General features: G+C 39.2%; 25 protein-coding genes. 5 read left to right on the forward strand and 20 right to left on the reverse strand.

Annotated elements, in window-relative coordinates; translation table 11 throughout:
• Window positions 1-5: 5 nt before the first annotated feature.
• From pnpS to AC0VYV_RS15920, 7 genes are all read right to left on the reverse strand, one after another.
• Window positions 6-1,424 carry a two-component system histidine kinase PnpS gene (gene pnpS, locus AC0VYV_RS15890; RefSeq protein ID WP_430241397.1) on the reverse strand — a complete coding sequence of 473 codons (1,419 nt, stop codon included), beginning with the start codon at window positions 1,422-1,424 and terminating at the stop codon, window positions 6-8.
• On the reverse strand, window positions 1,424-2,140 hold the full coding sequence (locus AC0VYV_RS15895) for a response regulator transcription factor (RefSeq protein ID WP_283153890.1): 717 nt from the start codon (window positions 2,138-2,140) through the stop codon (window positions 1,424-1,426). The genes pnpS and AC0VYV_RS15895 overlap by 1 nt, the downstream gene beginning before the upstream one ends.
• Before the next feature lie 196 nt (window positions 2,141-2,336).
• The gene (locus AC0VYV_RS15900) at window positions 2,337-2,816 is read right to left on the reverse strand and encodes a MaoC family dehydratase (RefSeq protein WP_475372752.1); all 480 of its coding nucleotides are present in this window, start codon (window positions 2,814-2,816) and stop codon (window positions 2,337-2,339) included.
• Window positions 2,817-2,902: 86 nt separating this feature from the next.
• Window positions 2,903-3,841, reverse strand: coding sequence for a malate dehydrogenase (gene mdh / locus AC0VYV_RS15905; RefSeq protein ID WP_475365599.1), 939 nt, complete (start codon window positions 3,839-3,841; stop codon window positions 2,903-2,905).
• 47 nt (window positions 3,842-3,888) lie between these two features.
• The gene (gene icd / locus AC0VYV_RS15910) at window positions 3,889-5,160 is read right to left on the reverse strand and encodes an NADP-dependent isocitrate dehydrogenase (protein ID WP_430241403.1); all 1,272 of its coding nucleotides are present in this window, start codon (window positions 5,158-5,160) and stop codon (window positions 3,889-3,891) included.
• Between the two features lie 73 nt (window positions 5,161-5,233).
• A complete protein-coding gene (gene citZ / locus AC0VYV_RS15915) occupies window positions 5,234-6,349 on the reverse strand; it encodes a citrate synthase (protein WP_194219306.1) in 1,116 nt (371 codons plus the stop codon).
• Window positions 6,350-6,603: 254 nt separating this feature from the next.
• A complete protein-coding gene (locus AC0VYV_RS15920) occupies window positions 6,604-7,071 on the reverse strand; it encodes a DUF441 domain-containing protein (protein ID WP_306558417.1) in 468 nt (155 codons plus the stop codon).
• Window positions 7,072-7,208: 137 nt separating this feature from the next.
• Between AC0VYV_RS15920 and ytvI the strand changes: the two genes are divergently transcribed.
• The gene (ytvI, locus tag AC0VYV_RS15925) at window positions 7,209-8,318 is read left to right on the forward strand and encodes a sporulation integral membrane protein YtvI (RefSeq protein ID WP_475365600.1); all 1,110 of its coding nucleotides are present in this window, start codon (window positions 7,209-7,211) and stop codon (window positions 8,316-8,318) included.
• 199 nt (window positions 8,319-8,517) lie between these two features.
• Here the strand turns inward: ytvI and AC0VYV_RS15930 are convergent, their stop codons facing one another.
• From AC0VYV_RS15930 to AC0VYV_RS15980, 11 genes are all read right to left on the reverse strand, one after another.
• Entirely contained in the window at window positions 8,518-8,814 is a 297-nt protein-coding gene (locus AC0VYV_RS15930) for a putative quinol monooxygenase (RefSeq protein ID WP_430241409.1), read from the reverse strand.
• A gap of 31 nt (window positions 8,815-8,845) precedes the next feature.
• Complete coding sequence (locus tag AC0VYV_RS15935) at window positions 8,846-9,481, reverse strand: nitroreductase family protein (RefSeq protein WP_475373972.1); 636 nt, start codon at window positions 9,479-9,481, stop codon at window positions 8,846-8,848.
• 27 nt (window positions 9,482-9,508) lie between these two features.
• Entirely contained in the window at window positions 9,509-9,943 is a 435-nt protein-coding gene (locus AC0VYV_RS15940; RefSeq protein ID WP_430241413.1) for a MarR family winged helix-turn-helix transcriptional regulator, read from the reverse strand.
• A 249-nt stretch (window positions 9,944-10,192) separates the two neighbouring features.
• A complete protein-coding gene (locus tag AC0VYV_RS15945) occupies window positions 10,193-10,585 on the reverse strand; it encodes an FxsA family protein (RefSeq protein ID WP_194219301.1) in 393 nt (130 codons plus the stop codon).
• 180 nt (window positions 10,586-10,765) lie between these two features.
• Window positions 10,766-12,520 (reverse strand): pyruvate kinase, encoded by a 1,755-nt coding sequence (gene pyk / locus AC0VYV_RS15950; RefSeq protein WP_430241414.1) that lies wholly within the window; start codon window positions 12,518-12,520, stop codon window positions 10,766-10,768.
• 125 nt (window positions 12,521-12,645) lie between these two features.
• A complete protein-coding gene (pfkA, locus tag AC0VYV_RS15955) occupies window positions 12,646-13,605 on the reverse strand; it encodes a 6-phosphofructokinase (protein WP_226614638.1) in 960 nt (319 codons plus the stop codon).
• A gap of 115 nt (window positions 13,606-13,720) precedes the next feature.
• Complete coding sequence (gene accA, locus AC0VYV_RS15960) at window positions 13,721-14,698, reverse strand: acetyl-CoA carboxylase carboxyl transferase subunit alpha (RefSeq protein WP_475365601.1); 978 nt, start codon at window positions 14,696-14,698, stop codon at window positions 13,721-13,723.
• Window positions 14,698-15,555, reverse strand: coding sequence for an acetyl-CoA carboxylase, carboxyltransferase subunit beta (accD, locus tag AC0VYV_RS15965; protein WP_430241416.1), 858 nt, complete (start codon window positions 15,553-15,555; stop codon window positions 14,698-14,700). The genes accA and accD overlap by 1 nt, the downstream gene beginning before the upstream one ends.
• A gap of 36 nt (window positions 15,556-15,591) precedes the next feature.
• Complete coding sequence (locus tag AC0VYV_RS15970; RefSeq protein WP_475373973.1) at window positions 15,592-16,239, reverse strand: FadR/GntR family transcriptional regulator; 648 nt, start codon at window positions 16,237-16,239, stop codon at window positions 15,592-15,594.
• Window positions 16,240-16,409: 170 nt separating this feature from the next.
• Complete coding sequence (gene ystJ, locus AC0VYV_RS15975) at window positions 16,410-17,654, reverse strand: NADP-dependent malic enzyme (RefSeq protein ID WP_475374895.1); 1,245 nt, start codon at window positions 17,652-17,654, stop codon at window positions 16,410-16,412.
• Window positions 17,655-17,778: 124 nt separating this feature from the next.
• Complete coding sequence (locus AC0VYV_RS15980; RefSeq protein WP_475365603.1) at window positions 17,779-21,132, reverse strand: DNA polymerase III subunit alpha; 3,354 nt, start codon at window positions 21,130-21,132, stop codon at window positions 17,779-17,781.
• A 220-nt stretch (window positions 21,133-21,352) separates the two neighbouring features.
• Here AC0VYV_RS15980 and AC0VYV_RS15985 point away from each other — a divergent pair, with 220 nt between their 5' ends.
• The 3 genes from AC0VYV_RS15985 to AC0VYV_RS15995 all read left to right on the forward strand — a co-directional run bounded on the left by AC0VYV_RS15985 (window position 21,353) and on the right by AC0VYV_RS15995 (window position 22,479).
• Window positions 21,353-21,688, forward strand: a complete 336-nt coding sequence (locus AC0VYV_RS15985) for a YtrH family sporulation protein (RefSeq protein ID WP_194219635.1) — start codon at window positions 21,353-21,355, stop codon at window positions 21,686-21,688.
• The gene (ytrI, locus tag AC0VYV_RS15990; protein ID WP_194219293.1) at window positions 21,685-22,191 is read left to right on the forward strand and encodes a sporulation membrane protein YtrI; all 507 of its coding nucleotides are present in this window, start codon (window positions 21,685-21,687) and stop codon (window positions 22,189-22,191) included. Before AC0VYV_RS15985 ends, ytrI begins: the two co-directional genes overlap by 4 nt.
• A gap of 96 nt (window positions 22,192-22,287) precedes the next feature.
• Entirely contained in the window at window positions 22,288-22,479 is a 192-nt protein-coding gene (locus AC0VYV_RS15995) for a YtzJ family protein (RefSeq protein WP_098444518.1), read from the forward strand.
• Between the two features lie 63 nt (window positions 22,480-22,542).
• On the opposite strand, the gene AC0VYV_RS16000 is transcribed toward AC0VYV_RS15995, so the two are convergent.
• Entirely contained in the window at window positions 22,543-23,481 is a 939-nt protein-coding gene (locus tag AC0VYV_RS16000) for a DHH family phosphoesterase (RefSeq protein ID WP_226614647.1), read from the reverse strand.
• Window positions 23,482-23,589: 108 nt separating this feature from the next.
• Here AC0VYV_RS16000 and AC0VYV_RS16005 point away from each other — a divergent pair, with 108 nt between their 5' ends.
• A complete protein-coding gene (locus tag AC0VYV_RS16005) occupies window positions 23,590-23,895 on the forward strand; it encodes a YtpI family protein (RefSeq protein ID WP_430241427.1) in 306 nt (101 codons plus the stop codon).
• Window positions 23,896-23,947: 52 nt separating this feature from the next.
• Here the strand turns inward: AC0VYV_RS16005 and AC0VYV_RS16010 are convergent, their stop codons facing one another.
• Complete coding sequence (locus AC0VYV_RS16010) at window positions 23,948-25,258, reverse strand: DRTGG domain-containing protein (RefSeq protein WP_194219290.1); 1,311 nt, start codon at window positions 25,256-25,258, stop codon at window positions 23,948-23,950.
• Window positions 25,259-25,267 lie beyond the last annotated feature (9 nt).

The following is a 25,267-nucleotide window of genomic DNA, read 5'->3' on the forward strand; positions in this document are numbered from 1 at the left end:
AAAGTTTAGAAATGTCTCTCTTTGTTAAGTGTAATCACGAATGTTGTCCCATCTCCAAGTTCGCTCTTCACATCAATACGACCATGATGTGCTTCAACAAGGTGTTTCACTATAGCAAGCCCAAGACCCGTTCCGCCTGAATTTCTACTTCTAGCCCGGTCCACTCGATAGAAACGTTCAAATATCCTAGGAAGTTCTTCTTTACGAATGCCAATTCCGTTATCCGAAATGATGAACTGAACAATGTCACTTGACTCTTGAACAGAAATCGTAATTTTGCCTTCTTCCGGTGTATACGTAATGCTATTGGCAATTAAATTCAGAAACACTTGTTTTAAACGATTTGTATCTCCTTTAATATGAAGATTCCCCTCATATTGGACATTCACTTCAATGCCCTTTTTTTCTGCTTTGCTTTGAGTCATTAACAAACAATCATCAATAACCTCTTTTAAGTCCACAACTTGCCAGTTTAATGAGAAATGCTTTTGTTCCATTTTAGATAAATCGAGAAGATCCTGAATTAAACTTTGAAGTCGATCACTCTCATTTAGAATAATGGTAAGAAAACGAGTTCTAAAAGCTTTATTTTCCATAGCGCCATCTAATAATGTTTCAGCAAACCCTTTGAGCGAAGTCACCGGCGTTTTCAATTCATGAGAAACGTTCGCTACGAAGTCTTTGCGCATTTGTTCGAGCTTCTTCAATTCTGTAATATCGTGAAAAACAAGGACAACACCTTTCAGCTTATTGTCCTGATCAAGAATTGGTGCACCAGACACATCAAAATGCCTTATTTCAATTCCCACTTCTAACTCAACCTGCTTACGCACTGTTTGTTCTACAAGAAGTGTCTCCTCAACAATACGAATAATATCTCGATAAGGAATAGCCTCATAATAAAGCAGGTCCATATAATCATTTACTTGGATTTGAAAAGTGTCTTTATAAAAGCGGTTTACTAAATTAATATGACCTTTTGAATCAATAAGAATTAAGCCGCTATCCATGTTTTCAATGAGTGTCATTAAGCGATTTTGCTGAATTTCATAAGATGTGGTCATGGTTTGCAAATTTCTAGCAAGTATATTTAAAGCATGACTAAGTTGTCCCGTCTCGTCTAGTTTATACTCATATGTTCTTGCCTTGAAATTTCCAGAAGCTAGTTCATTCGCAACCTTTAATGCTCCCTCCAAGGGCTTCGTTAACTGATTGGAGATACGAAGACTAATATATATAATGATAAAAAAAGCAGCTGCAAAAGAAAAAATCAATATCAGCCACATATTCGATAGAGCTTCCTGACTAGCACTCTCGAATAGAATTCCTTCAAATAAATTGCCAAGGAAAACGATCATCATAGAAAATACGATAAAGAGGATAACAAATTGAGCATTAAGAAAGCGTGAACGAAATCTTTTCATTAAATTGAGGGCTCCTCTAACTTATACCCAAGACCCCTGATTGTTTTAATGTATTCAGGTTTGCGCGTATTCTGTTCGATCTTTTCACGTAAGTGACTAACATGCACATCAACAATTCTCGTATCTCCTACAAAATCATAATTCCATACAGCGCTTAACAGCTGCTCTCTTGTAAGTACACGTCCTTTATGACGTAAAAGATAAACGAGTAACTCAAATTCTTTCGGGGTTACCTCCATAATTTCTTCTTGGAAGAATGCTTCATAATTATTAGGGTATACTTCCAATTCTCCAACTTGGATTTTTTCGGATTCTTCCATTTGGCTAGCAGCCTTTGATTCCTCAAGTTGTTTCACTCGTCTGAGAATAGCTTTGATTCTGGCCACTACTTCCCTTGGACTAAATGGCTTCGTCATATAATCATCAGCACCTAGTTCAAGACCAAGCACTTTATCAAATTCATCATCCTTTGCAGTTAACATCAGCACCGGTGTGTGAATATGACGTTGTCTCAATTCTTTACATACTTCTAATCCATCCATTTCAGGTAGCATGAGATCAAGGATAATGCAATTCGGCTTTTCCTCAATCACGACTTCTAAAGCTTCAGCACCGTTTTCAGCAGTGACGACTTCGTATCCTGCCTGTTCAAGATTAAATTGAAGCAATGTTAAAATTGATATTTCATCATCAACAACTAGTATTTTTTGAGCCATTGTCAAATCCCCCTAACGAATTTCCCCATTCATCAATACCGATTCTTATACCAGGCGGTTTTCTTTATTTTAGCCTGAATACTTTCATCATACTATTTTTTTCACAAAGGCAAAAGAAAAACTTAAGCTATCCACGATATTAACCGTTTTCCATACGTATGAAATTTCGTTACAAAAAAAGAGCCCAAAATGGGCTCTAAAAATTATCAAATGAAGTTGACTTTGTTAGTGGTTTAGCAGGATATGGAGGGCTGACAGTGAAAGTTCCGTCTAAAATGCAATCCTCCGATTCGTTTACACCCTTAACAGCTATGACGACTTCATGTGCTTCTTTAGACACGTTTATGACTTCAAACTTGAAGTGAAGCGTCTCATAATGATGAACCGGGTTTTCATATTTCACTTCATGTTTCTTAAGACTACTTCCGGGTCCTGGCAAATATTTAGAAATAGCACCTGTTACGATAGCAAGGAGCATAATTTGCGGAACAATCGGCTTTTTAAAAGGCGTCATAGAGGCATAATCATGCTGAATGAATAGGGGATTGTTATCGTTGGAAATTCCAAGGTAGAGAAGAAGATCTCGATCCTCTATTTTTTCTGATACTTCAAGCTTTTCACCAACAGAAATCTCTTCAATCATTCGTCCAATTTTTCGTTTTTTCCCTAAAAGCACAGCTACTCCCCCTTATATAAGAAAGCGCTTTCTTATAATATTGTAAAAGAGATCCGGTTAACACCGGATCTACTTTAATGGCATTATTAACCTAATACCGTCATAACTTTGCGAACAGACTCGGCTGATTTATCCAGCTCTTTCTTTTCTTCGTCAGTTAAATCTAATTCGATGATGTCTTCAATCCCGTCGCCACCAAGTATTGTTGGCACACCAAGGTATAGACCATCATAGCCATATTCACCCTCAAGATAAGCAATTGTAGGAAGCACACGACGTTGATCTTTTAAAATGGCTTCAACCATCTCAACAAGAGATGCAGCAGGAGCATAATAAGCACTACCATTTCCAAGCAGACTTACAATTTCCCCGCCACCTTTACGTGTACGTTCTACAATTTCATTAAGCCGGTCTTCAGAAATAAGGCTTTGAAGAGGAATGCCTCCAGCAAATGAATAGCGAACAAGTGGTACCATATCATCACCATGACCACCAAGTACGAAACCGGTAATATCTTTCACAGAAAGATTTAATTCTTCAGCAATAAATGAACGGAATCGTGCAGAATCAAGAATGCCTGATTGCCCGATGACACGGTTTTTAGGGAGACCTGACTCCTTAAATACCGTATACGTCATGGCATCTACAGGATTTGTTAGAACAACTATTGTCGTTTCAGGAGAATATTTTACGATTTCTTGAGTAACGCTCTTCATGATTTTGGCATTAGTATTCACAAGATCATCGCGACTCATCCCTGGTTTCCTTGCAATTCCAGCAGTAATAACAACAATATCTGAATCAGCTGTATCTTCATAGCTTGAAGTCCCTGTGATTTTAGAGTCAAATCCTTGAACTGGGCTTGCTTCAAACATATCAAGAGCTTTTCCTTTTGTCGGACCTTCTTGATTTGGGATATCTACAAGTACTACATCAGCAAGTTCTTTTTGAGCTAGTAGAAAAGCCGTCGTTGCCCCTGTAAATCCTGCACCAATTACGGAAACTTTCTTACGTTTCATTGTCATTTAATAGCCACTCCTTTAATCCAGTTCAAAATTGGTGGTCTGTTGAATTAGTCCATATTGTTGATTAGTTCATCACCAAATTCAGATGTTTTCACTTCTGTTGCGCCGTCCATTAGTCGCGCAAAATCATATGTTACAACTTTATTCGCAATTGATTTTTCCATGGCATCAAGAACTAGCTTAGCTGCTTCATTCCATCCAATGTGCTCAAGCATAAGAACGCCTGACAAAATAACAGATGATGGATTTACTTTATCAAGACCAGCATATTTTGGAGCTGTACCATGCGTTGCTTCAAAAATAGCATGACCAGTTTCATAGTTGATATTTGCTCCTGGAGCAATACCAATTCCACCAACTTGCGCTGCAAGAGCATCCGATACATAATCACCATTAAGGTTCATTGTAGCGACAACGTCGAACTCAGCTGGACGAGTAAGAATTTGTTGCAAGAAAATGTCCGCAATCGCATCTTTCACGATGAGTTTGCCTTCACCTTCTGCTTTAGATTGAGCTTCGTTCGCAGCATCTTTACCTTTTTCTTCAACGATACGATCGTATTCAGCCCAAGTAAAGACTTTATCTCCAAATTCTTGTTCAGCCACTTCATAGCCCCAGTTTTTAAATGCGCCTTCTGTGAACTTCATGATGTTCCCTTTATGAACAAGGGTTACATTTCTACGACCTTCGTCAAGAGCGTATTGAATCGCTGCGCGAACAAGACGCTTCGTTCCTTCTTCAGAAACTGGCTTAATACCAATGCCTGAAGTTTCAGGGAAACGAATGTTTTTTGCACCCATTTCATCTTGAAGGAATGAAATCACTTTTTTCACTTCATCTGATCCTTTTTGGAACTCGATTCCAGCATAGATATCTTCTGTATTTTCTCGGAAAATAACCATATCTGTATCTTCAGGGCGTTTTACTGGAGAAGGAACTCCTTTAAAATAACGAACTGGACGAAGGCAAGTAAATAAATCAAGCTCTTGACGAAGTGCAACGTTAAGAGAACGAATGCCTCCTCCTACAGGTGTTGTAAGTGGCCCTTTAATTGCAATTATGTATTCACGAATTGCATCAAGAGTAGCTGCTGGTAGCCATTCACCTGTTTTATCGTAGGCTTTTTGACCTGCATATACTTCTTTCCATACAATTTTCTTCTTTCCTCCGTAAGCTTTGTCTACGGCACCTTCGATAACTTTAGAGGCAGCTGCCCAAATATCGGGACCAGTCCCATCTCCTTCAATATACGGAATAATTGCGTGATCTGGAACATTTAGTACACCATTATTTACGGTAATCTTCTCTCCATTTGCCATTCTGTATTCCTCCTATTGAAATAACTTTTATGTTAGCTAAGCAGGGAAGAAATGATCCTCCCTGAGTTTTCTTCTATCTGTCTTCTACTTTTACATATGTCTGATTCGTTGAACCAATATATTCTGCACGTGGACGAATGAGGCGATTGTTACTATATTGCTCTAGAATATGAGCAATCCAACCAGAAACTCTACTCACTGCAAAAAGTGGCGTGAACAGGTCATGGTCAATGCCAAGACTATGGTAAACAGAAGCTGAATAGAAATCTACGTTAGGTGGAAGACCTTTCTCACTTGTAACGATTTCTTCCATCTTCGTTGACATCTCATACCATTTTGTTTCACCTGTAAGGTCAGTTAACTGACGTGACATCTCTCGTAAATGCTTCGCACGCGGGTCACCTGTCTTGTAAACGCGATGTCCAAAGCCCATGATCTTTTCTTTGTTATCAAATGCATTTTGCAAATAAGGTTCGACATTATCAACGCTGCCGATTTCACTTAACATAGCCATCACGCGTTCATTTGCCCCACCGTGAAGAGGTCCCTTAAGAGCACCAATCGCTGCTGTGACACCTGAATACATATCAGATAAAGTAGCTACACATACGCGAGCGGTAAAAGTGGAAGCGTTCAGTTCATGGTCTGCATGAAGGACTAGGGCTTTATTGATAGCTGTCACAGCCACATCTTCCGGAAGCTCACCAGTTAATGTGTATAAAAAGTTAGCTGCAAAGCTTAGATCTTTCTTAGGTTCTACTGGATCCTTTCCTTCACGAACCCGGGAAAAAGCGGTTACAACAGTAGGTATTTTAGCTTGAAGACGAATCGCCTTACGATAATTCGCTTCTTCACTCATATCATCTGCTTCTTCGTCATATAAAGCAAGTGTAGAAACAGCAGTACGAAGAGCTGCCATCGGATGTACTTTATCACTTGGATAAGACTTCATTTGAGCAACGATTTCTTCAGGAATAGCTGCATTTTTGGCAAAATCAGCTGTAAATTCCTCAAGTTCTGTCTTATTTGGAAGTTTATCATTCCATAAAAGATAAATTACTTCTTCAAAACTAGCATTCTCAGCGAGGTCATCGATGTTATATCCTCTGTATGTTAAGACATCATTAACGATAGAACTAATCGATGATGTTGTTGCAACTACGCCTTCTAATCCGCGTGTAGTCGTCATACGTCTCCCTCTCCTTTTCCATATTATTGGCTCTGATATTTTCTAAAAATTCTGCTTTGATAACGCTTTTAAAACGCTCCAAAAAAAATAAGAACCTATGTACAAGTTGGTGCGTCAGTTCTCATTATAAACAATTCTCTGATATTTGTGAATGAATATGCATAATTTCATCAATTCCTTTTTTTCTCACATGCCGAAAATCTGAATTGATAATCAAAGAAATACTGCACAACCGCCCCTTCCTGAACAGTCGTTCAGTTAAAAAGTTCGACAATCTTCATAGCCATGTAGGCAATTCCAGCTCCTATTAATGGACCTACAGCAATCCCTTGAAAAACAGCAACTGCAAGAATAGTACCAAATACAAGTGCTGTCGTAATATGCGGATCATTCTGAAGTAAGACGATGCCTTTTGAAGCTATGATGGCTACAAACACTCCTGCCCCCATCGCAATCCAGGCATAGGAAGATTTGACAGCTTCTCCAAGTTGCTTAAATCCTATTTCACCACTAGCAATTGGAACGAGTACGGCAATGGTTATAATCGTAACGCCCCATGAAATGCCTTTGGATTGGAATATCGGAAACACTTTATCACCTAATCCCACTGCTTTGATTAGTAACAAAACGACTACCGCAATGATCAGTGAGCTATTCTTCGCTACAAGTGCGATCCCAAGTAAGATTAGCAAAAAGATGGTAGGCTGTGAAATAATTGTCATATAACTCCCTCTTTCACACTAACAGAACTCTTATAGTATAACAAATTTTATGAATTTAAGCACGGATCACCTCAATCCCAATTGATTGTCACGAAGCAACCGGTGTAAAATATAGGAAAGACATAAGGGGGATTCAAATGAATTGGAAGTACATACATAGAATCTTACGCTTTCTACTTGTCATTCTTCTTATTATTGTTTCTCTGATCTCCTTTTATTATATCTGGCATCTTGCTTATCCATTTGTCATCGCTCTTTTGCTCGCTTTTCTAATTAACCCTCTCGTAGACTTATTAGAAAACCGAGCGAAAATACCGAGGCCGCTCGCTGTAGCCCTATCAATTCTATTCCTTATCGGAGTCCTTGCTGCCTTTATTGCTCTGCTAGTAAATGAAGTTGTACAAGGCGTTGTATACCTCGCAAATGTATTACCAGGAAATTTCCAAGAAATTGTCTTATTCATAGAAGATCTTTTCGTGTCTCACGTCATGCCACTTTATTATCAGCTTGAAGAATTATTTAAGGATTTGAACAAAGATCAACAAACCACAGTACTCGATAATATCCAGTCCATTGGAACAACCATTACAACTACCCTTACGAATATACTTCAATCTCTTGTTGAAGGAATCCGCTCGTTTATTGTCAGCTTACCTACGATCCTAACAGTTCTGATCTTTTCTATGCTTGCCACTTTTTTTATTAGTAAAGACTGGTATAAGTTCATAAATTGGATGAAACTAAAAGTAAAAACTGATATCCAAGAAAGTATTAGCACCGTTTATATTGACTTAAGACGCGCTCTTTTTGGTTTTTTGAAAGCACAGCTTACCCTTATTTCAATGACAGCAATTATCGTTTTAATTGGTCTTTTTATTTTACGAGTAGATTATGCGATTACCATAGCGATTATCATTGGGCTTGTCGATTTACTACCATACCTTGGTACAGGCGCAGTTTTCGTGCCATGGATGATTTATTCCTTTTTAATCGGAAACTACGGATTGACCATAGGACTTTCTATTCTTTATGGAATTGTCGTGATTCAGCGGCAAGTCATGGAGCCTAAAGTGCTATCATCGAATATTGGACTTGATCCTCTCGCAACATTGATTGCTCTCTTTGTAGGCTTCCAACTATTTGGATTCATTGGTCTAATCATCGGCCCAGTTCTTCTCGTGGTACTAAAAACTCTTTATCACGCAAATGTTTTTAAGGACATTTGGGTTTTTATCAAAGGAGTATAAGTTTAATTACACTGTTAACTTTAGTGGTTCTTACATCCTTTGCTCGCAACCAATTAGATGAATCTCTAATAGAAAAATCGGCCTGGGTGACTCTATCAAATCTCCTTTAATAATAAAAGCAAAAAAAGCATGGCAGCAACGTCTCATTTAGACGATACTGCCATGCTAGAGCCGAAAGGTTCTCGCTATCTACTAATTATTATTTTTGTATCTCAGTAGCGTCATAAACTTTAACATCTAAAGGTGCAACTAGATATTCTGGTGCTTTACCTACAAAAGCTTGAAAATGAGCACTTTGGTTATGCGCATCGACTGCAGCCATATCTTCATAAGCTTCAATCATTTTATAAGTGTTCTCTTTTTCAACTTCTTTTGAAAGTGTATAAGAAATGTTACCTTCTTCATTTCTAGCCGCTTCAATCAAAGTTGTCACTTCTTTAAGAAATTCTTCTTCTTTAGCCGGGTTAATTTGTAATCCTGCATGAATAATAATCATTGTTCATTTCCTCTTTTCAATTTTTAATTTTTTATTTCCACTCTGCAATCGATTCAATAGGTAAGCGTACAGATTTGTAGCCTTCATTTGCTGCTTTACCAATTGAAAGCAACATAACTGGGTAGTAACGCTCTTTATCCATACCGTAAGCTTCAGCGATTTGAGCTTTCTCATATCCTCCAATTGGATTGGTGTCATAACCGTGTGCACGTGCAGCAAGCATTAACTGCATGGATACCAAACCACCATCAATGATGTTCATTTCTCTAAACTGCTCTGTTGACATTCCTTCTAACAACCCTTTAATCGCTGGAAGCTGCTGATCTCTAACTTCTGCAGGCATATACCCTTTTTGTACAGCAGTGTCATAAATTTCATCAGCATAGTCCAGGCTGTTCATATCAACAAAAACGGCAATCATTGCTGAAGAAGTTTCAACTTGAGACTGGTTGAATTTAGCAAGTGGTGCTAATGTCGCCTTTCCTTCTTTGCTATCAATAACGACAAAACGCCATGGTTGAAGGTTCACTGAAGAGGGTGCGAGTGTTGCTTCAGTTAGTATTTCAGTCATCTCTTCTTTACTTATTTTCACGGATGGATCATAATGGCGGATTGAGCGGCGCCCTGTAATAATTTCGTTAAAGTCATTTATTTTCGTTGCATTCATCGTTAATTCTCCTTAGTACTTTTCTAGTTAGTATTGAATATCTTTAATGTTATTTTGAATACGGTTAAGCATATTCGATAATTCTGATTGTTCCTGCTCAGTAAAATCTTTTAGTACCTTTTGAATGAATTGCTCTTTCTCTTTCCGAAAAGATGCAATTCGATCTCTGCCTTCTTCTGTTAACCTCACGAAGGTAAACCGGTTATCATCTGGATTTTTACGACGAGCAACCATTTTTTTCACTTCCAACTGCTTTAAATGTCTCGTTACAGCAGCGCTATCAATATTCACTTCTTTCTGCAATGCTGTTTGGCTAATTTCATCAACCTCAAACAATTTATGCAGGAGCTCTAAGCGAGACTGACTGATGCCGGTGCATCGTTCGAATTTAGGGCTCATTTGCTTGTAAATATCATTTAACTGATATAAAATTTCGCCTTCATTTGAACAAGAATTCTTCAACGCATCCTCCTCCTTCAATCAGTTGATGGGTCAATCGTTGACTCATCAACTAATATACTAGATGAGTTCCTTGATGTCAACAATAAAACCTTAATTAATTGATAGGTCAACCATTGACCTATCAATTAATATAATTTACTTGTTTATACAATGTCAAATCACACTTTATTTCTTCCAATAGAAAAGGAGCTTGAATATGTATTCAAGCTCCTTAAGGACATTTCATTATACGTTTCTAAGGCAGAATTTTTACCTTCTAATAAACATAAACTGACCATTATTCATTCGACGTTCAAGGAATTTCTTAATCCATCTCTTAAAAGGTTTTCTCGTTGCCGGGATGAGAAGTAAAAATCCTGTTGCATCTGTGATGAAGCCTGGTGTGAGTAGAACGACACCACCTACGAGTATGCATAGACCATCTAGAATAGCATCTCCAGGCATCTGGCCTGATTGCATTTGTCTGTTAACCTTTTGGATCGTTTCTGCCCCTTCTTTACGCGCAAGCCACGCCCCTAGAATCCCTGTACCAATAATCAATAATACTGTCGGAATAAGTCCCAGTGTTCTTCCTGACAGAAGTAACAAAGCGATCTCTAGAGCTGGAACGATAATAATAAAAAGCAACAAAATACGAAACATGACATAGCTCCCTCAATCATAATCGGGAAATTGTCCCGTTAACACTATTATACGTGATTTAAAATAATTTTCGAACTCAATTGCACCATTAACCTAATCCCCAGTGAAGAATACCCAAAATAAGTTAAATAATAAAGGCTGTCGATTTTCTCGACAGCCTTTTAAAAGTTTCAATCTTGCTTATAGAATGCTTGCTTTCCCGTTGTAAATAATTCCAGTCGTTGCATCAAGTGTTACTTGTTGACCTTCTTCGAATAGTTGTGTCGCATTTTCAAGACCAACTACGACAGGTAGTCCAAGACTAAGACCTACAACTGCAGCATGGCAAGTAAGTCCGCCTTCTTCTGTAATAAGTCCTGCTGCCTTCTCTAGAGCAGGAACCATATCTTTATCAGAGCCAATCGTAACTAGAATTGTGTTTCCATCTGCTTTATCAATCGCCTCTTGAGCATTTTTTGCGATAGCGATTCTTCCTGAAATAGATGTTTTCCCAATTCCTTGAGCTTTTGCAAGAATATCACCGATAACGTGAACTTTCATCAAGTTCGTTGTACCAGATTCTCCAACTGGAACACCAGCAGTAATAACAACTGTATCTCCGTGATTTACAATTCCAGACTGGATTGAAGCGTCAACTGCAACTTCTAGCATTTCGTCTGTTGTTGATACTTTGTGTCCTTCTTGTGCATGAACGCCCCATACAAGAGCAAGCTTGCGGCATACGCTAGCCGTATTTGTTACAGCTACAATCGGTGCCTTCGGACGGTATTTAGCAATCATACGCGCTGTATGTCCGCTCTCAGTAGCTGTAATAATTGCTGGGACGTTTAAGTTATAAGCTGTGTGAGCTACTGATTCACTAATCGCATTTGTTGTATTTGTTTCTGTTTCTTTACTTCTTACAGAAAGAAGCTCACGGAAGTTTAATGATTTTTCAGTATAAGAAGCAATGTTATGCATAGTTTGAACAGCTTCTACCGGATAAGATCCTGCAGCTGTTTCACCTGAAAGCATGATTGCATCTGTGCCATCAAGAATAGCATTGGCAACGTCACTCGCTTCCGCACGAGTTGGACGAGGATTACGCTGCATAGAATCAAGCATTTGTGTTGCAGTAATAACAGGCTTTCCAAGTGCATTACACTTTTTAATAAGCTGCTTTTGTACAAGAGGTACTTCTTCAGCAGGAATTTCAACACCTAGGTCACCACGAGCAACCATTAAACCATCTGAAATCTCAAGGATGGAATCGATGTTATCAACACCTTCACGGTTTTCAATCTTAGGGATAATTTGAATGTCAGTTGCTTTATGCTTCTCAAGAAGTTTACGGATATCAAGAACATCGGATACTCGACGAACGAATGACGCAGCAATAAAGTCTACACCCTGTTCAATGCCGAATTCAATATCTGCAGCATCCTTATCTGTAATACCAGGAAGGTTAACGCTCACGTTTGGTACGTTAACACCCTTTTTGTTTTTCAATGTTCCATTATTTAGAACCTCAGTATAAAGTTCATTCTTCTCAATTTGCTTTACTTCAAGTTCAATCAATCCATCATCAAGTAAAATCTTAGATCCAACATGAACATCATTAACAAGGTCAGGATATGTGACAGAGATTTTCTCTGTTGTACCAAGTACTTCTTCCATAGAAACGATAAGCTGTTGACCAGCCTCAAGATCGATCCCACCGTTCTCCATATTGTTCGTGCGGATTTCCGGGCCTTTTGTATCTAAAAGGATCGCAACGTTTTTTCCGAGCTTTTCAGCAACTGCACGGATTGATTTAATACGATTACCGTGTTCTTCAAAATCACCATGTGAGAAATTCAAACGAGCAACGTTCATCCCTGCATTAATCAATTTTTCTAGAGTTTGTTCATTTTCACTTGCTGGTCCAATCGTACAGACAATCTTAGTTTTGCGCATGGGTCTGTCTCCTCCTAAAAAGCTATGCTTCAATTAGTTTTCTTCATAACAACTATGTTATGTAACATTTTCAGACATTACGATACACCCCTTATGTTTAAAGGGGTGAACCACTTAAGGTCTTTTTAAATAGATAATTCCTTTGCAAGCTGACACATTTTTTGATTGACTTCATGTGGTAGAGCGAGTGCTTCGTTAATATCCATATCAACAATTTGGTTGTTCTGAATACCAACTGTTCGCCCTTCTGCTCCTTCAAGTAGAAGTTCAACAGCACGTGCTCCAAGACGGCTTGCTAGAACTCGGTCCGAAGCAGTTGGTGAACCACCACGTTGAACGTGACCAAGAACGGTTACACGTGTTTCCATGTTCATCTCTTCTTGGATTTGTTTCCCAATTTCAACACCACTTCCAACACCTTCAGCAACAACAATAATACTGTGACGTTTTCCGCGATCATGGCCGCGCTTCAGACGACTCAAGATATCGGACAACTCGAACTTCTCCTCAGGAATGAGGATTGATTCAGCACCGTCAGCCAGACCTGACCAAAGAGCGATATCTCCTGCGTCACGTCCCATTACCTCGATCACATATGTACGCTCATGAGATGTCGCCGTGTCACGAATTTTATCAATAGCTTGAATAACTGTATTTAGTGCTGTATCAAAACCAATCGTAAAGTCTGTTCCAGGGATGTCATTATCAATCGTTCCTGGAATTCCAATCGTCGGGAAGCCATGACCAGTTAATTTCTGAGCTCCACGGTAGGATCCATCTCCTCCGATTACGACTAGACCCTCAATACCAAATTTCTTTAAGTTCTCTACACCCTTCAGTTGACCTTCAAGTGTCTTAAATTCAGGGCAGCGAGCAGAATATAACATTGTACCGCCACGATGGATAATATCAGCTACAGAACCGATTTCCATTTTCTCTATATTTCCATTAATCAACCCGGTATATCCGTGGTAGATCCCATAAACTTCAATATCATGGTAGATTGCTTTTCGAACGACAGCTCGAATAGCAGCGTTCATTCCTGGTGAGTCTCCTCCGCTGGTTAGTACACCAATACGTTTCATAACTGTTCACCTCATTAATTCTTTGTGTTATTAAAATATCAAATACGGTCGTTGAATACAATAGCTAAGCTACATCGCAAAAAAGTGCTTTCTCTATAACGAGAAAGCACTTTCCTTATTTTAAGCCAATGGTATCGGTTACAAACGTATATTGTCCAATATTTCTGTATTTTTCATAGCGTTGATTCACAAGCTCCTGTTTGGAAAGTTGTGTCAGTTCTTCAAGTGATTTGACAAGTGCCGATTGAATCGCCTTCGCCTGTTCTTCCGTATTCCGATGAGCCCCTCCCTTTACTTCAGGGATAATCTCATCAATGACATTTAGTTCTTTCAAATCTGGCGCCGTGATTTTCATAGTATCAGCTGCCTGCTGAGCTAAACCAGAATCCTTCCACAACAAAGCCGCAGCTCCTTCAGGAGAAATAACGGAATACCATGAATTTTCAAGCATGTGCACGTGATTACCTACGCCAATCGCTAACGCACCTCCACTCGCACCTTCTCCAATAACAATGCAAATGATTGGAACGGTTAGCCCCGCCATTTCAATCAAGTTACGTGCAATCGCTTCACTTTGCCCTCTTTCTTCCGCTGCCTTACCAGGAAACGCTCCTTTAGTATCTAGGAGAAAAATAACGGGACGTTGAAATTTTTCGGCTTGTTTCATGAGACGAAGCGCTTTACGATAGCCTTCAGGATGTGGCATTCCAAAATTTCGTCTAAGATTCTCTTTTGTATCTTTACCACGCTGATGGCCGATAACCGTAACAGGTTTTCCTTCAAAGGTTGCAATACCACCTACAATCGCTTCGTCATCACCAAACAGTCGATCACCATGCAATTCAAGAAAGTTCTCAAAAATACGATCGATATAATCAGAAGTTGTGGGACGTTCAGGATGTCTAGCCAATTGGACACGGTTCCACGCTGTTAAATTCTCGTAAATTTCTTCTTCCATTTTTGAAAGTCTTTTTTGAAGACGAGAAACCTCATCATTAAGATCCACATTCTTTTCTTCCATGAAAGAATGTAATTCAGTAATTTTATCTTCTAACTCTTGGAGAGGTCGTTCAAAATCAAGTCTCTGTGCCATTATTCTTCACCTCCATTTCCATGAATCATTAGTACCTGACCGAGTATCTTCTTCATATCAGCTCGATGAATCACGCGATCCAACTGACCATGATGAAGGAGAAATTCAGCTGTCTGAAAATCTTCTGGAAGATCTTCACGAATCGTTTGCTCAATAATTCGCCTACCAGCGAAGCCAATCAAAGCCTTAGGTTCAGCGAAATTAAAATCGCCTACAGAAGCAAAACTCGCTGATACACCACCAGTTGTAGGATGTGTCATTATAGAAATGAATAGTCCACCGTCATCACTAAATCTTTTAAGCGCTACGCTGGATTTCGCCATTTGCATCAAACTCAAAACACCCTCTTGCATTCGAGCACCGCCCGATGCAGTAAAGACAATAAACGGGATTTTTTCTTTATGCGCATGCTCAATCGCTCTTGTGATTTTTTCTCCTACCACTGAACCCATGCTTCCCATTCGAAAACGTGCATCCATTACTGCAATAGCTGTTCGGTAGCCATCTATTGTTCCTTCACCCGTTACAACCGCTTCATTCAATGAGGATTTCTTTTGATCCTTCTCCAAACGCTCAACATAATCCGGAAAAGAGAGCGGGTTTTCTGAAATCATATCTGCATCCAGTTCTGTAAAAGAACCTGTATCAAGCGTATCCTTTAATCTTTCAGGGGCTGACATTTGATGGTGATACCCACATTTCACACAAACCTTATGCGATTTTTCCAGCTCTTTCGTATAAATAATACTTTTACACCCTGGACACTTTGTCATAATGCCTTCAGGTACATCTTGTTTTATTTTATCTGAGGGAACCGTCGCATACTTCTTCTTCTTGTTGAATAGATCCTTTAACAAAGTTGACCATCCCTTTCACAATATCAAACATATTTGCTATTCTTCCGCTTTTTTTATTTCATACGTGTCAAATAAACAAATGGCACTTTCCTTATTCCTAGAAGTCAATGCATCAATCATGGATTCATAATACTCTTTAGGGCGGAAAGTTAACTGGTGCCAAATTGTCTGATGGTAATCCGCAAGCTCTCCCCATAACCTCATGAGTAGATGATTATGAGTTGATGAAACAATAACTCGGAAGAAAGCTGTATCAAATTCAGTCGAAAAAATATTTCGACCGGAAGAGTTGTCCTTATATTCCATCATAGTTCTTAATCGATCAAGATATTCATCTGAGATTCGATCACACGCCACCCTTAGAATATCTTTTTCAATTAACCTTCTAGTTTCTAACAGATCTTCTTTAGACTTAGTATCTTTTAGAATAAAGGAGGCAATGACTTCTACAAGTCGATGATCTCTAGCATTTGCAATAAATGTCCCTTCTCCTCGACGAGTTTCAATTAGACCAAGCATTTCCATTGATCTTAACGCTTCTCTTACGGAAGATCTTCCGGCATTTAAGCGCTCAGAAAGCTCCCTTTCCGAAGGGAGCTTATCACCGGTTTGTAAACCATCGTTATAAATAATCGCTTTTATTTTCTGAAGGATATTCTGATAAACTTTCCCCTGACTCATCATGGGAAATCAACACCCTTTCCTGACTGAAAACAAATAGGAAAAGTAGACATTTGCGGTTTGGAACCGTGAATGCCTCTTAACCAAAATGAATGTTTAGAAGATAAGCTGTTTTTCATGTTCTCCATAAATAAAATGCAAGAAAAAAGTGAGAAAGTCAAGCTCTTCCCCACTTACTCGTTATCTTCTTCAATAATAGCGAGAGAACGTGTCTTTTCTTTAACTGATTCAGGATCTACGTTTATACGAGCCACACCCGTCTCCATCGCAGCTTTCGCTACACTAGCAGCAACAGCAGGTGCTACTCGTGGATCAAACGGTGCGGGAATAACGTAGTCGGCGCTCAAATCTTCTTCAGCAACAAGTTCTGCAATAGCATGTACAGCAGCAACCTTCATATCTTCGTTAATATGAGTTGCTCTAACATCAAGTGCGCCTCGGAAAATTCCAGGGAACGCTAGAACATTATTTATTTGATTTGGGAAATCTGATCGCCCAGTACCAATAACCTTAGCTCCTGCTTCTCTTGCATCATTTGGCATGATTTCAGGATTAGGGTTAGCCATTGCAAAAATAGTTGGATCGTCGTTCATAGATTCGACCATTTCTCTCGTCAGTGCTCCCTCAACTGAAACCCCAATGAAAACATCTGTGCCTGAAATAACTTCTTTCAATGACCCTTCTGCTTTGTCACGATTTGTATACTTCGCAACTTCTGCCTTCACGTCGTTCATTCCATAAGAACGGCCTTCGTAAATAGCACCTTTCGAATCACACATAATGATAACCTTTACACCAAAACGATTCAAAAGCTTAATAATGGCGATGCCTGCAGCTCCAGCACCATTGATAACGACTTTAATTTCACTCATTTTCTTACCTGATAGTTTCAAAGCATTGACAAGCCCTGCTACCGTAACAATGGCAGTGCCGTGTTGATCATCATGGAAAATAGGGATATTTGTTTCTTTTTTTAATCTTTCTTCGATTACAAAACAATTAGGGGCAGCAATATCTTCAAGGTTAATACCACCAAAAGTAGGTTCCATTAACTTTACTGTCTGCACAATTTGATCTACATCAGTCGTATTTAAGCAAATAGGAAATGCATCAACACCAGCAAAACTTTTGAAAAGCACTGCTTTCCCTTCCATTACAGGAAGTGCTGCTTCCGGCCCAATATTTCCAAGTCCAAGAACGGCTGTGCCATCGGATACGACGGCAACCATGTTTCCTTTCATCGTATATTCATATACTTTATTCTTGTCATCATAAATTTCTTTACAAGGCTCTGCAACACCTGGTGAATAAGCTAGACTTAAATCCGTAGCGTTTCGAACCGGCACCTTCGATTTAGATTCTAGTTTTCCTTGTCTCACTCTGTGAATATGTAGAGCTTCTTCTCTCGTAATGGACAATAAACCCACTCTCCTTTTTTCAGAAGCATTAGATGATGTTAACAATTTCCCTAGTACAATTGGGCAGTGGTCAGACCACTCTATTTTCACCATTATAACAAATCACCATTAGCTGTAAAGATTTTCATCGAGGCTTTTTCACAACATTGTTTTCACCAAGTAATTTTTTCAAGGCGTGAAGACAGTCAGTATCAGGGTTTACAAGCCATTCTTTACCGAGCTTTACGGTTTTATCTGTTTCACTATAATAAACTACGACCTCTGCATCACCCTCATAGTTTCGAAGCACTCCCTTCACTTCACTTAGCATACTTTTATGGTGAGGCTCAACTTTCAGAAATAAGGTTTTCTTCTCTTTCTTTGGTTGAACATCACTTAGCTTCATCGCTCTAGAAATAATAATATTCGTTTGATCATTTCGTTTCTGCCCTACACCATCAACGTAAAGAAATTGCCCTCTCGATAAAAGACTCTCCAATTGCTCCCAAACATCAGGAAAGGCGACTCCTTCTATTTCTCCCGTTTCATCACCCAACGTTAGAAAAGCCATCATTTGTCCTTTCTTCGTGCGAATACTTCTGACCTTCAATACCTCTACAGCTAACCTTAATGGAGCTCGATCTGAAGCATTGATGGCGTCCCTCGTAACATCTCTTACGTATCCCTTCAAATTTTCTAAATAGGGATCAAGAGGATGGGCTGTTAAATAAAACCCAATTGCTTCTTTCTCGAATGCAAGCATTTCTTTTTCATCAAAAGGGGGAACGCTCTCGTAAGCTGGTTCAGCCTCACCATCTTCAAAAAAACCTTTTTGTCCATTTTGTTCAGAGCCATAGTTCATGGCCCCTTCGAGTGAAGCGAGCATCGAAGAACGACTTACCCCGAACTCATCCATCGTACCAGCAAATATCAACGATTCAAGTGCGCGCTTATTTACTATTCTTAGTGAAATTCTTGCACATAAATCAAAAAGGCTTTTATAAAAGTGATTCCTCTTATCTAAGATTTCTTCTATAGCATTTTTACCGACATTTTTTACTGGAAGCAAACCGAATCTCAAGGCCTCATTTTCAACAGTGAAGGTTTCTTTGCTTTTGTTGATTGACGGCGGATGAACCGTCATGCCTTTCTGTCTCGCTTCTGATAAATACATAGCAAGTCTATCTTGGTTTCCGATTGCAGATGTTAATAGACTCGAAAAGAAGTAACGTGAATAGTTAGCTTTTAAATAAGCTAGTTGATAAGCAATCACGCTATAAGCTACTGCATGACTCCGATTAAATCCGTAATCCGCAAATCGGACAATGTACTCATATACTTTAACAGCAGTTTCTCTAGGATATCCCTTTGCAAGACAACCACTAACGAAATGCTCTCTTTCAGATTCAAGAACTTCACGCTTCTTCTTAGATACGGCCCTTCTTAATAAATCCGCTTCTCCAAGAGAAAAACCTGCTAATTTTGATGCAATTTGCATGATTTGCTCTTGATACACGATAACTCCATAAGTTGATTTTAGAATTGGTTCAAGATCTGGATGGAGATAATCAATTGAACGTTCTTTATGTTTACCTGAAATGAAGAGCGGAATGTTTTCCATTGGACCCGGCCTATATAAAGCATTAACAGCAACAATATCTTCAAATTCAGTTGGCTTCAGCCTCCTCAGCACTTGACGCATGCCATCAGATTCAAGTTGAAAAACACCTGTTGTATCAGCTTTTTGCAGCAGTGAGAAGGTAGGTTGATCATCCATTGGAATTGTAGAAAGCGAAGGGCGCACGCCTGTTTCACTTTCGATATCATTTAATATCCCTTCAATTAAAGTTAAATTTCGAAGTCCAAGAAAGTCCATTTTCAAAAGACCTACTTCTTCTAAATCGTTCATGGGAAACTGCGTCAAACTAATATGATGACCACCAAGTAAAGGTACATGTTTCGTAAGCGGCTCAGCTGAAATAACAATTCCTGCGGCATGTGTTGATGTATGACGTGGTAGCCCTTCAATCGTACTTGCTATGTCAAAAACCTGTTTTCCTTCAGAGGTAGATGATATGAGATCCATGAGTGCTTTTGACTCTTCTTTTGCCTGTTTCAACGTCATTCCAGGTCTTGAAGGAACTGCTTTAGACATCGCATCCAGAAGCTTCGTATCTACTTCTAATACTTTTCCAACGTCACGAATTGCAGCTTTTGCAGCAAGCGTACCGAATGTTACGATTTGGGCTACTCGGTCATGTCCGTATTTCTCGTAAACGTATTCAATGACCTCATCTCTTCTTACATCAGGAAAGTCGATGTCAATATCTGGCATCGTAACTCGTTCTGGATTCAAGAAGCGCTCAAATAGAAGGTTGTGTTCGATAGGATCCACATCTGTTATATGCAATAAGTAAGCAACGAGAGAGCCAGCCGCCGATCCTCTCCCCGGACCTGTAATCATATGATGATCATGAGCATATTTCATGAAATCCCAAACAATTAGGAAATAATCATTAAATCCCATCTCATTGATAATTGAAAGTTCGTAATCTAATCGGTCCGTCACATGTATACCTGGATCGTGATATCGCTCAGCTAAATGGTTTATACATATCTCCTTCAAGAACTCAAAAGCCGATTTTCCGTCAGGAACTGGATAAACGGGTAAGTGCGTTTGTTCGAAATTCAGTTCGACAGAACATCTTGCGGCGATCTTAATTGTGTTTGCAAGAGCTTCCTCATAACCCTTAAACCGCTCTCTCATTTCTTCCTCAGAGGTTAAATAATATTCATGATTAGGTAAGGCCACCTTGTCTTTCTCTTCATAACGTTGCCCTGTATCAATACACCTTAAGCAATCATGTGCTTCCCCATCTTCTTGATTAATATAGTGAACCGCATTTGAAACGGTTAATGGAATGTTCGCTTTATTGGCAAGCTTGGAAATTAACAAGTTAAGGTGTCTTTCTTCTCTAAGAGAATGATCCTGCATTTCGAGATAGAATCCCTCTTTGAAAACACGTTGATACTCCATTGCCATTTGTAAGGCGACCGTATCTTCTTCATAAAGAAGGGCTTTTCCAATTTCACTATGAAGGGTCCCAGATAAGGCAATGAGACCATCTGATCTTTCAAATAAATTTGTTTTATCTATGTATGGTTGTGGCCCCCCTGTACTTTGCATTTGCGTACTGATATTCAATAAGTTCTCATAACCTTCCGTATTAACAGCAAGTAGAACAAGGTTATCCAAATGTTGGTCCCGCTGATGGAGAGAAGACTCATCCCCAACGCTTACCTCTAGTCCGATTATTGGCTTTATTCCCTTTGCTTGACATGCTTTATAGAATGGAATTGTCCCATACATTGTTCCTTTATCTGTCAGAGCCATAGACTGAAATCCTTTTTGTATTGCAGATTCAACAAGTGATTCAATTCGACTTGGGCTATCTAGCAGACTATATTCACTGTAAACACGAAGATGCACAAATTCCATATATAATCCCACTCTCAATTTGCTATTACTTTCTATTATAAATACTTCCACCTTCTCAAACAAACATTATCAAGCATATCCCTCTCTCCTAATTGCATAGGCTGTACTAAAAGCGAAAAATAGGCTGATTTATAATCACACACTTTTTCTTCAACTTTTTATGTGCTGTGAAGACAGAAAAAGTTACTTCATGAAATTTGATACGAAAGAAGGAATCAAAATGGAGAGAGTAACTCTCGTAACATTAATTATCGCGTTTTTCGTTGCATTTGGTGTGATTGTTGGAGGGTCAATTATCGGAGGAATCGGGGCATTCCTTTCTGGTGAGCCACCACTACACTGGATCTATATCGTTGCACAAAGATTAAAAATCTGGGCGATTGCCGCAGCAATTGGCGGAACATTTGATACGATAAATAACATGGAAAGAAGTTTTCTCAGTGGTTCTCCAGATGAAATCATGCGCCAATTTTTATGGATTTTCTGTGCGCTTGGTGGGGCGCAGGCAGGTATGGAGATCATTAACTGGCTTACTCAGGAACGCTCTTCCTTATGAGAGTTCCGCAAATTTATTCTAGAAAAGGGTGGCAACGATTTCTTGCAGGTCTTTCTGTAGGGGTCATCTTTGGGTGGTTATTCTTTCTGATGCTATTCGGCATTATGTACGAAAAGCAGATCACAACGATTAAAGAACAAAAAATTGAAATCTCGGACTTAAAAACCCAAAATCAAACATTGCTCGATGATCAAGTAAATTATAATAATAAAGAAATCGAAAAAACTCTTCTCGTCAAAAAAATCGAAGTCACTTTCGAGAAAGATAATGATCTACCATTAAACTCATTAACGCGCCACGAGTTAAAGAAAGAAATTCAAACCGAATTAAATGATCTTCTCAACAAGGATCTCGGAGCGATTTCTAGAACCAGAAGCTTTATCATTCAATCCCTCGAAAACAAAACGCTCATGATTGACAATATTAAATATGGTTTTAAAGTGAAGCAATTTATTCTTTGGACAACAGTCGAGGTGGTGCTTACAATTGAACTCGTTCAATAGCGAAAATAAAACTATTTTGTGACCTTTTGTCAGACAAGTCGCAATTTTCTTAGGTGTAGTATATGATAAGAGTATAGAAAATTGGGAGGTGGCGCGATGGTTATTGATCGCAAACAAATCGCGAGAGCGAAAATTGCTGATTTAATGAATGGGCGATCCGCTTACGCAGAGTCACACGAAATGACTGCTCTAATTAAAAAGGAATTGCAATCACTTAACATCGACGTGCACGAAGACGTGACAAGCTTTGGTTCGTGGTTTATACCTAAATCGCATGATCAAGTGTAAATGTGGTAACAACAAAGACCGGCGCTCTCTCAATAAAGGAGACCCCGGTCTTTTAACTTGTTATTATACTTCTTCGCACACTTTGTCTAGCTCCGCAAGAACGTCATCAGCCTCTGCCCACGAATAAACAGTTGCCCCCGCAGCCATTGGATGTCCGCCACCATTAAATTGAGCAGCAATTGTATTCACAACAGGCCCTTTTGAACGAAGACGAACACGAATTTGATCTGGTTCCTCAATGAAGAAAACCCACGCCTTCAAACCCGCTACATTAGAGAAAGTATTCACTAGCTGTGATGCCTCACTAGCCGTTACGCCATATGAAGCAACTGTTTCTTTTGTGATTTTCATCCATCCAGCACCAGTTTCTGATGTTTCAAAATGCTGTAAGACATATCCGTTTAAGCGAGCGATATGCTGTTCCGTTTTGTATAGTTCCTTATATAAAGAGCCTGTATCTACACCAAACTTCAAGAGCTCACCTGCATACATAAAGGTACGCTGAGTCGTATTAGAAAACATAAAACGTCCGGTATCACCTACTATACCTGCATAAAGAAGAAAAGCTCCTTTTTCAGAAAGCTTGTACCCTCGTTCCTTAGCAGTAAGGTACAAATCGACAATCATTTCACTAACAGAGCTTGAAGAAGTGTCCACCCAGAGAAGATCACCATAAGGGTCTTCATTTGGATGATGATCGATTTTAATTAAGAGCTTGCCATTACGGTATCGGTTATCACTAACCCTAGGCTGATTCGCCGTATCACAAACAATGACAAGTGCGTTATGATATGTTTCATCCTGAACCTCATCCATTCGGTTCAGGAATGTAAGTGATGGTTCTTCTTCACCAACCGTAAACACACGCTTCTTTGGAAAAGAAGTTTGTATAAGCTCGGCAAGTCCTCCCTGCGAGCCAAGTGCATCAGGATCTGGGCGCACATGACGATGAATTATAATGGTCTCATATTGTTCGATAGCATCTAATATTTGTTCCTTCATCAACTTTCTCCTTTCGACCGCTTCCCAATTGTTACGTATATGTCATAGATTTTCAGTACTAAATTCTATACAATAGAAAAGAACCTTGAATTATGGAGGAAAACAGTCATGCCTATCTTTGTCATATTAATTGTCTTTTCAATCGTTTTCTATTTGTTTTATCGAGTAAAAGCTGTTCGACATAACGGTGTCGCAACAACTCAATGGCTTAATTCAAAAGCAAGCATTGCACTCGGACTTTTCCTTGTCTTTTTTGCCATTAATACGCTTACCGTTTCTTTATCAACGGTCACTGTGATTGTTGCCGCTGTCTTTATTTTACTTGGTCTTGTAAACGTTACAGTCGGCTATAAAAAGTATCGACACTATCTTCCATTTGCAATCGAAGAAGCAAAGGATATGAAACTAAACTAACAGCGCTATGTTTACTTGTAAAACCGCCACGGATTTATTTCTGGCGGTTTTTTTATCGATCAATCAATTGCGCCATCATAAGAGCCTTTCCTACGACCGCACCTTCATGATAAATTTCAACATCTACTTTACCAAATTTCCTTGATACCTCGAGAACTTTAGGCACAATTTCAATTGTATGATCAATTTGAACCGGTTTGATGAAATAAAGTGTAATGTTTTCTACTACTAAATCACCCTTTTTGTATTTCTTCAAAACTCGACTCCCAGCTTCAGTGACTAGGGTTGTTACAACACCATAAGATAACGTTCCAAGTAGGCTCGTCATTTGAGGTGTTACCTCACAGCTATAGCGACTTTCCGATCCAGTGGAAATATCTTTGATTTGACTCGTAATAAGGTCGTCAAAGGTTTCCCCTATCTGTGGTTGCTGCTGAATCATTTGAAGAGCCTTAAGTACATCCTGTCTACTAATAATACCGATAAGTCGCTGATATTGATCGAGAACAGGAAGCATCTCTATCCCTTCCCAGATCATTGTATGAGCTGCAGAAGCGACGGACGTTTGCTCATTAACAGTGAGCGGGTGTTTTGTCATCACCTTAGCTATTGACGTTTCATGCTGTTCACCTAAAATATCTTTAGATGTCACAATGCCTTGAACCTTCATATTTGGATCCACAACCGGATAGCGACTATGCAATGTTGATTCATTTAGCTCATGCCAGCGACCTACACTTTCTGTTGTCACTAGAAAGCTCGTTTTCGTAAGCGGCGTTAATATGTCACTTACTAGAGCTATTTCTTTCTTAATTAATCGATCATATATCGCACGATTAATCATTGTTGCCACTGTAAAGGAGTCATAGGAGGTAGATATAATTGGCAAATCATATGCATCCGCCATTTTCTTCACATCATCCTGCGCATCAAAACCACCAGTAATAAGGACAGCCGCCCCGGCTTCTAGTGCAATTTTATGCACGTTGTCGCGATTACCGACTATGAGCAAACTACCAGGATCGACGTAACGCATCATAGCCTCTAGCTTCATCGCACCGATAACAAACTTATGAAGGGTTTTATGTAAACCATTTCTTCCTCCAAGCACCTGCCCATCGACGACGTTCACTACTTCAGCATACGTGAGTTTTTCGATATTTTCTTTCTCTTTTTTTGTGATTCGGATCGTCCCAACCCGTTCAATCGTGCTGACCGTCCCTTTGTTTTCAGCATCCTTAATCGCTCTGTATGCTGTACCCTCACTAACTTTTAATTCTCTAGCAATTTGACGCACGGATATTTTACTTCCTACTTCTAGCGTTTCAATGTAAGAGAGGATCTGTTCATGTTTCGTTGTCAATTTCTTTCA

It is taken from the genome of Anaerobacillus sp. QJM3NY_17 (assembly GCF_056173665.1).

Bases quoted from the DNA above. Each gene is read 5' to 3' on its own strand.
- accA (WP_475365601.1), bottom strand. From the start codon at position 14,698: ATGGCACAGAGACTTGATTTTGAACGACCTCTCCAAGAGTTAGAAGAT.
- AC0VYV_RS15920 (WP_306558417.1), bottom strand. From the start codon at position 7,071: ATGACAATTATTTCACAGCCTACCATCTTTTTGCTAATCTTACTTGGG.
- AC0VYV_RS15895 (WP_283153890.1), bottom strand. From the start codon at position 2,140: ATGGCTCAAAAAATACTAGTTGTTGATGATGAAATATCAATTTTAACA.
- AC0VYV_RS15980 (WP_475365603.1), bottom strand. From the start codon at position 21,132: ATGGAATTTGTGCATCTTCGTGTTTACAGTGAATATAGTCTGCTAGAT.
- AC0VYV_RS15945 (WP_194219301.1), bottom strand. From the start codon at position 10,585: ATGTTTCGTATTTTGTTGCTTTTTATTATTATCGTTCCAGCTCTAGAG.
- AC0VYV_RS15935 (WP_475373972.1), bottom strand. From the start codon at position 9,481: ATGAATGCAACGAAAATAAATGACTTTAACGAAATTATTACAGGGCGC.
- AC0VYV_RS15970 (WP_475373973.1), bottom strand. From the start codon at position 16,239: ATGATGAGTCAGGGGAAAGTTTATCAGAATATCCTTCAGAAAATAAAA.
- AC0VYV_RS15985 (WP_194219635.1), top strand. From the start codon at position 21,353: ATGGAGAGAGTAACTCTCGTAACATTAATTATCGCGTTTTTCGTTGCA.
- AC0VYV_RS16005 (WP_430241427.1), top strand. From the start codon at position 23,590: ATGCCTATCTTTGTCATATTAATTGTCTTTTCAATCGTTTTCTATTTG.
- pfkA (WP_226614638.1), bottom strand. From the start codon at position 13,605: ATGAAACGTATTGGTGTACTAACCAGCGGAGGAGACTCACCAGGAATG.
- pnpS (WP_430241397.1), bottom strand. From the start codon at position 1,424: ATGAAAAGATTTCGTTCACGCTTTCTTAATGCTCAATTTGTTATCCTC.
- ytrI (WP_194219293.1), top strand. From the start codon at position 21,685: ATGAGAGTTCCGCAAATTTATTCTAGAAAAGGGTGGCAACGATTTCTT.
- AC0VYV_RS16000 (WP_226614647.1), bottom strand. From the start codon at position 23,481: ATGAAGGAACAAATATTAGATGCTATCGAACAATATGAGACCATTATA.
- pyk (WP_430241414.1), bottom strand. From the start codon at position 12,520: ATGCGCAAAACTAAGATTGTCTGTACGATTGGACCAGCAAGTGAAAAT.
- AC0VYV_RS15930 (WP_430241409.1), bottom strand. From the start codon at position 8,814: ATGATTATTATTCATGCAGGATTACAAATTAACCCGGCTAAAGAAGAA.
- icd (WP_430241403.1), bottom strand. From the start codon at position 5,160: ATGGCAAATGGAGAGAAGATTACCGTAAATAATGGTGTACTAAATGTT.
- mdh (WP_475365599.1), bottom strand. From the start codon at position 3,841: ATGACAATGAAACGTAAGAAAGTTTCCGTAATTGGTGCAGGATTTACA.
- citZ (WP_194219306.1), bottom strand. From the start codon at position 6,349: ATGACGACTACACGCGGATTAGAAGGCGTAGTTGCAACAACATCATCG.
- ytvI (WP_475365600.1), top strand. From the start codon at position 7,209: ATGAATTGGAAGTACATACATAGAATCTTACGCTTTCTACTTGTCATT.
- AC0VYV_RS15995 (WP_098444518.1), top strand. From the start codon at position 22,288: ATGGTTATTGATCGCAAACAAATCGCGAGAGCGAAAATTGCTGATTTA.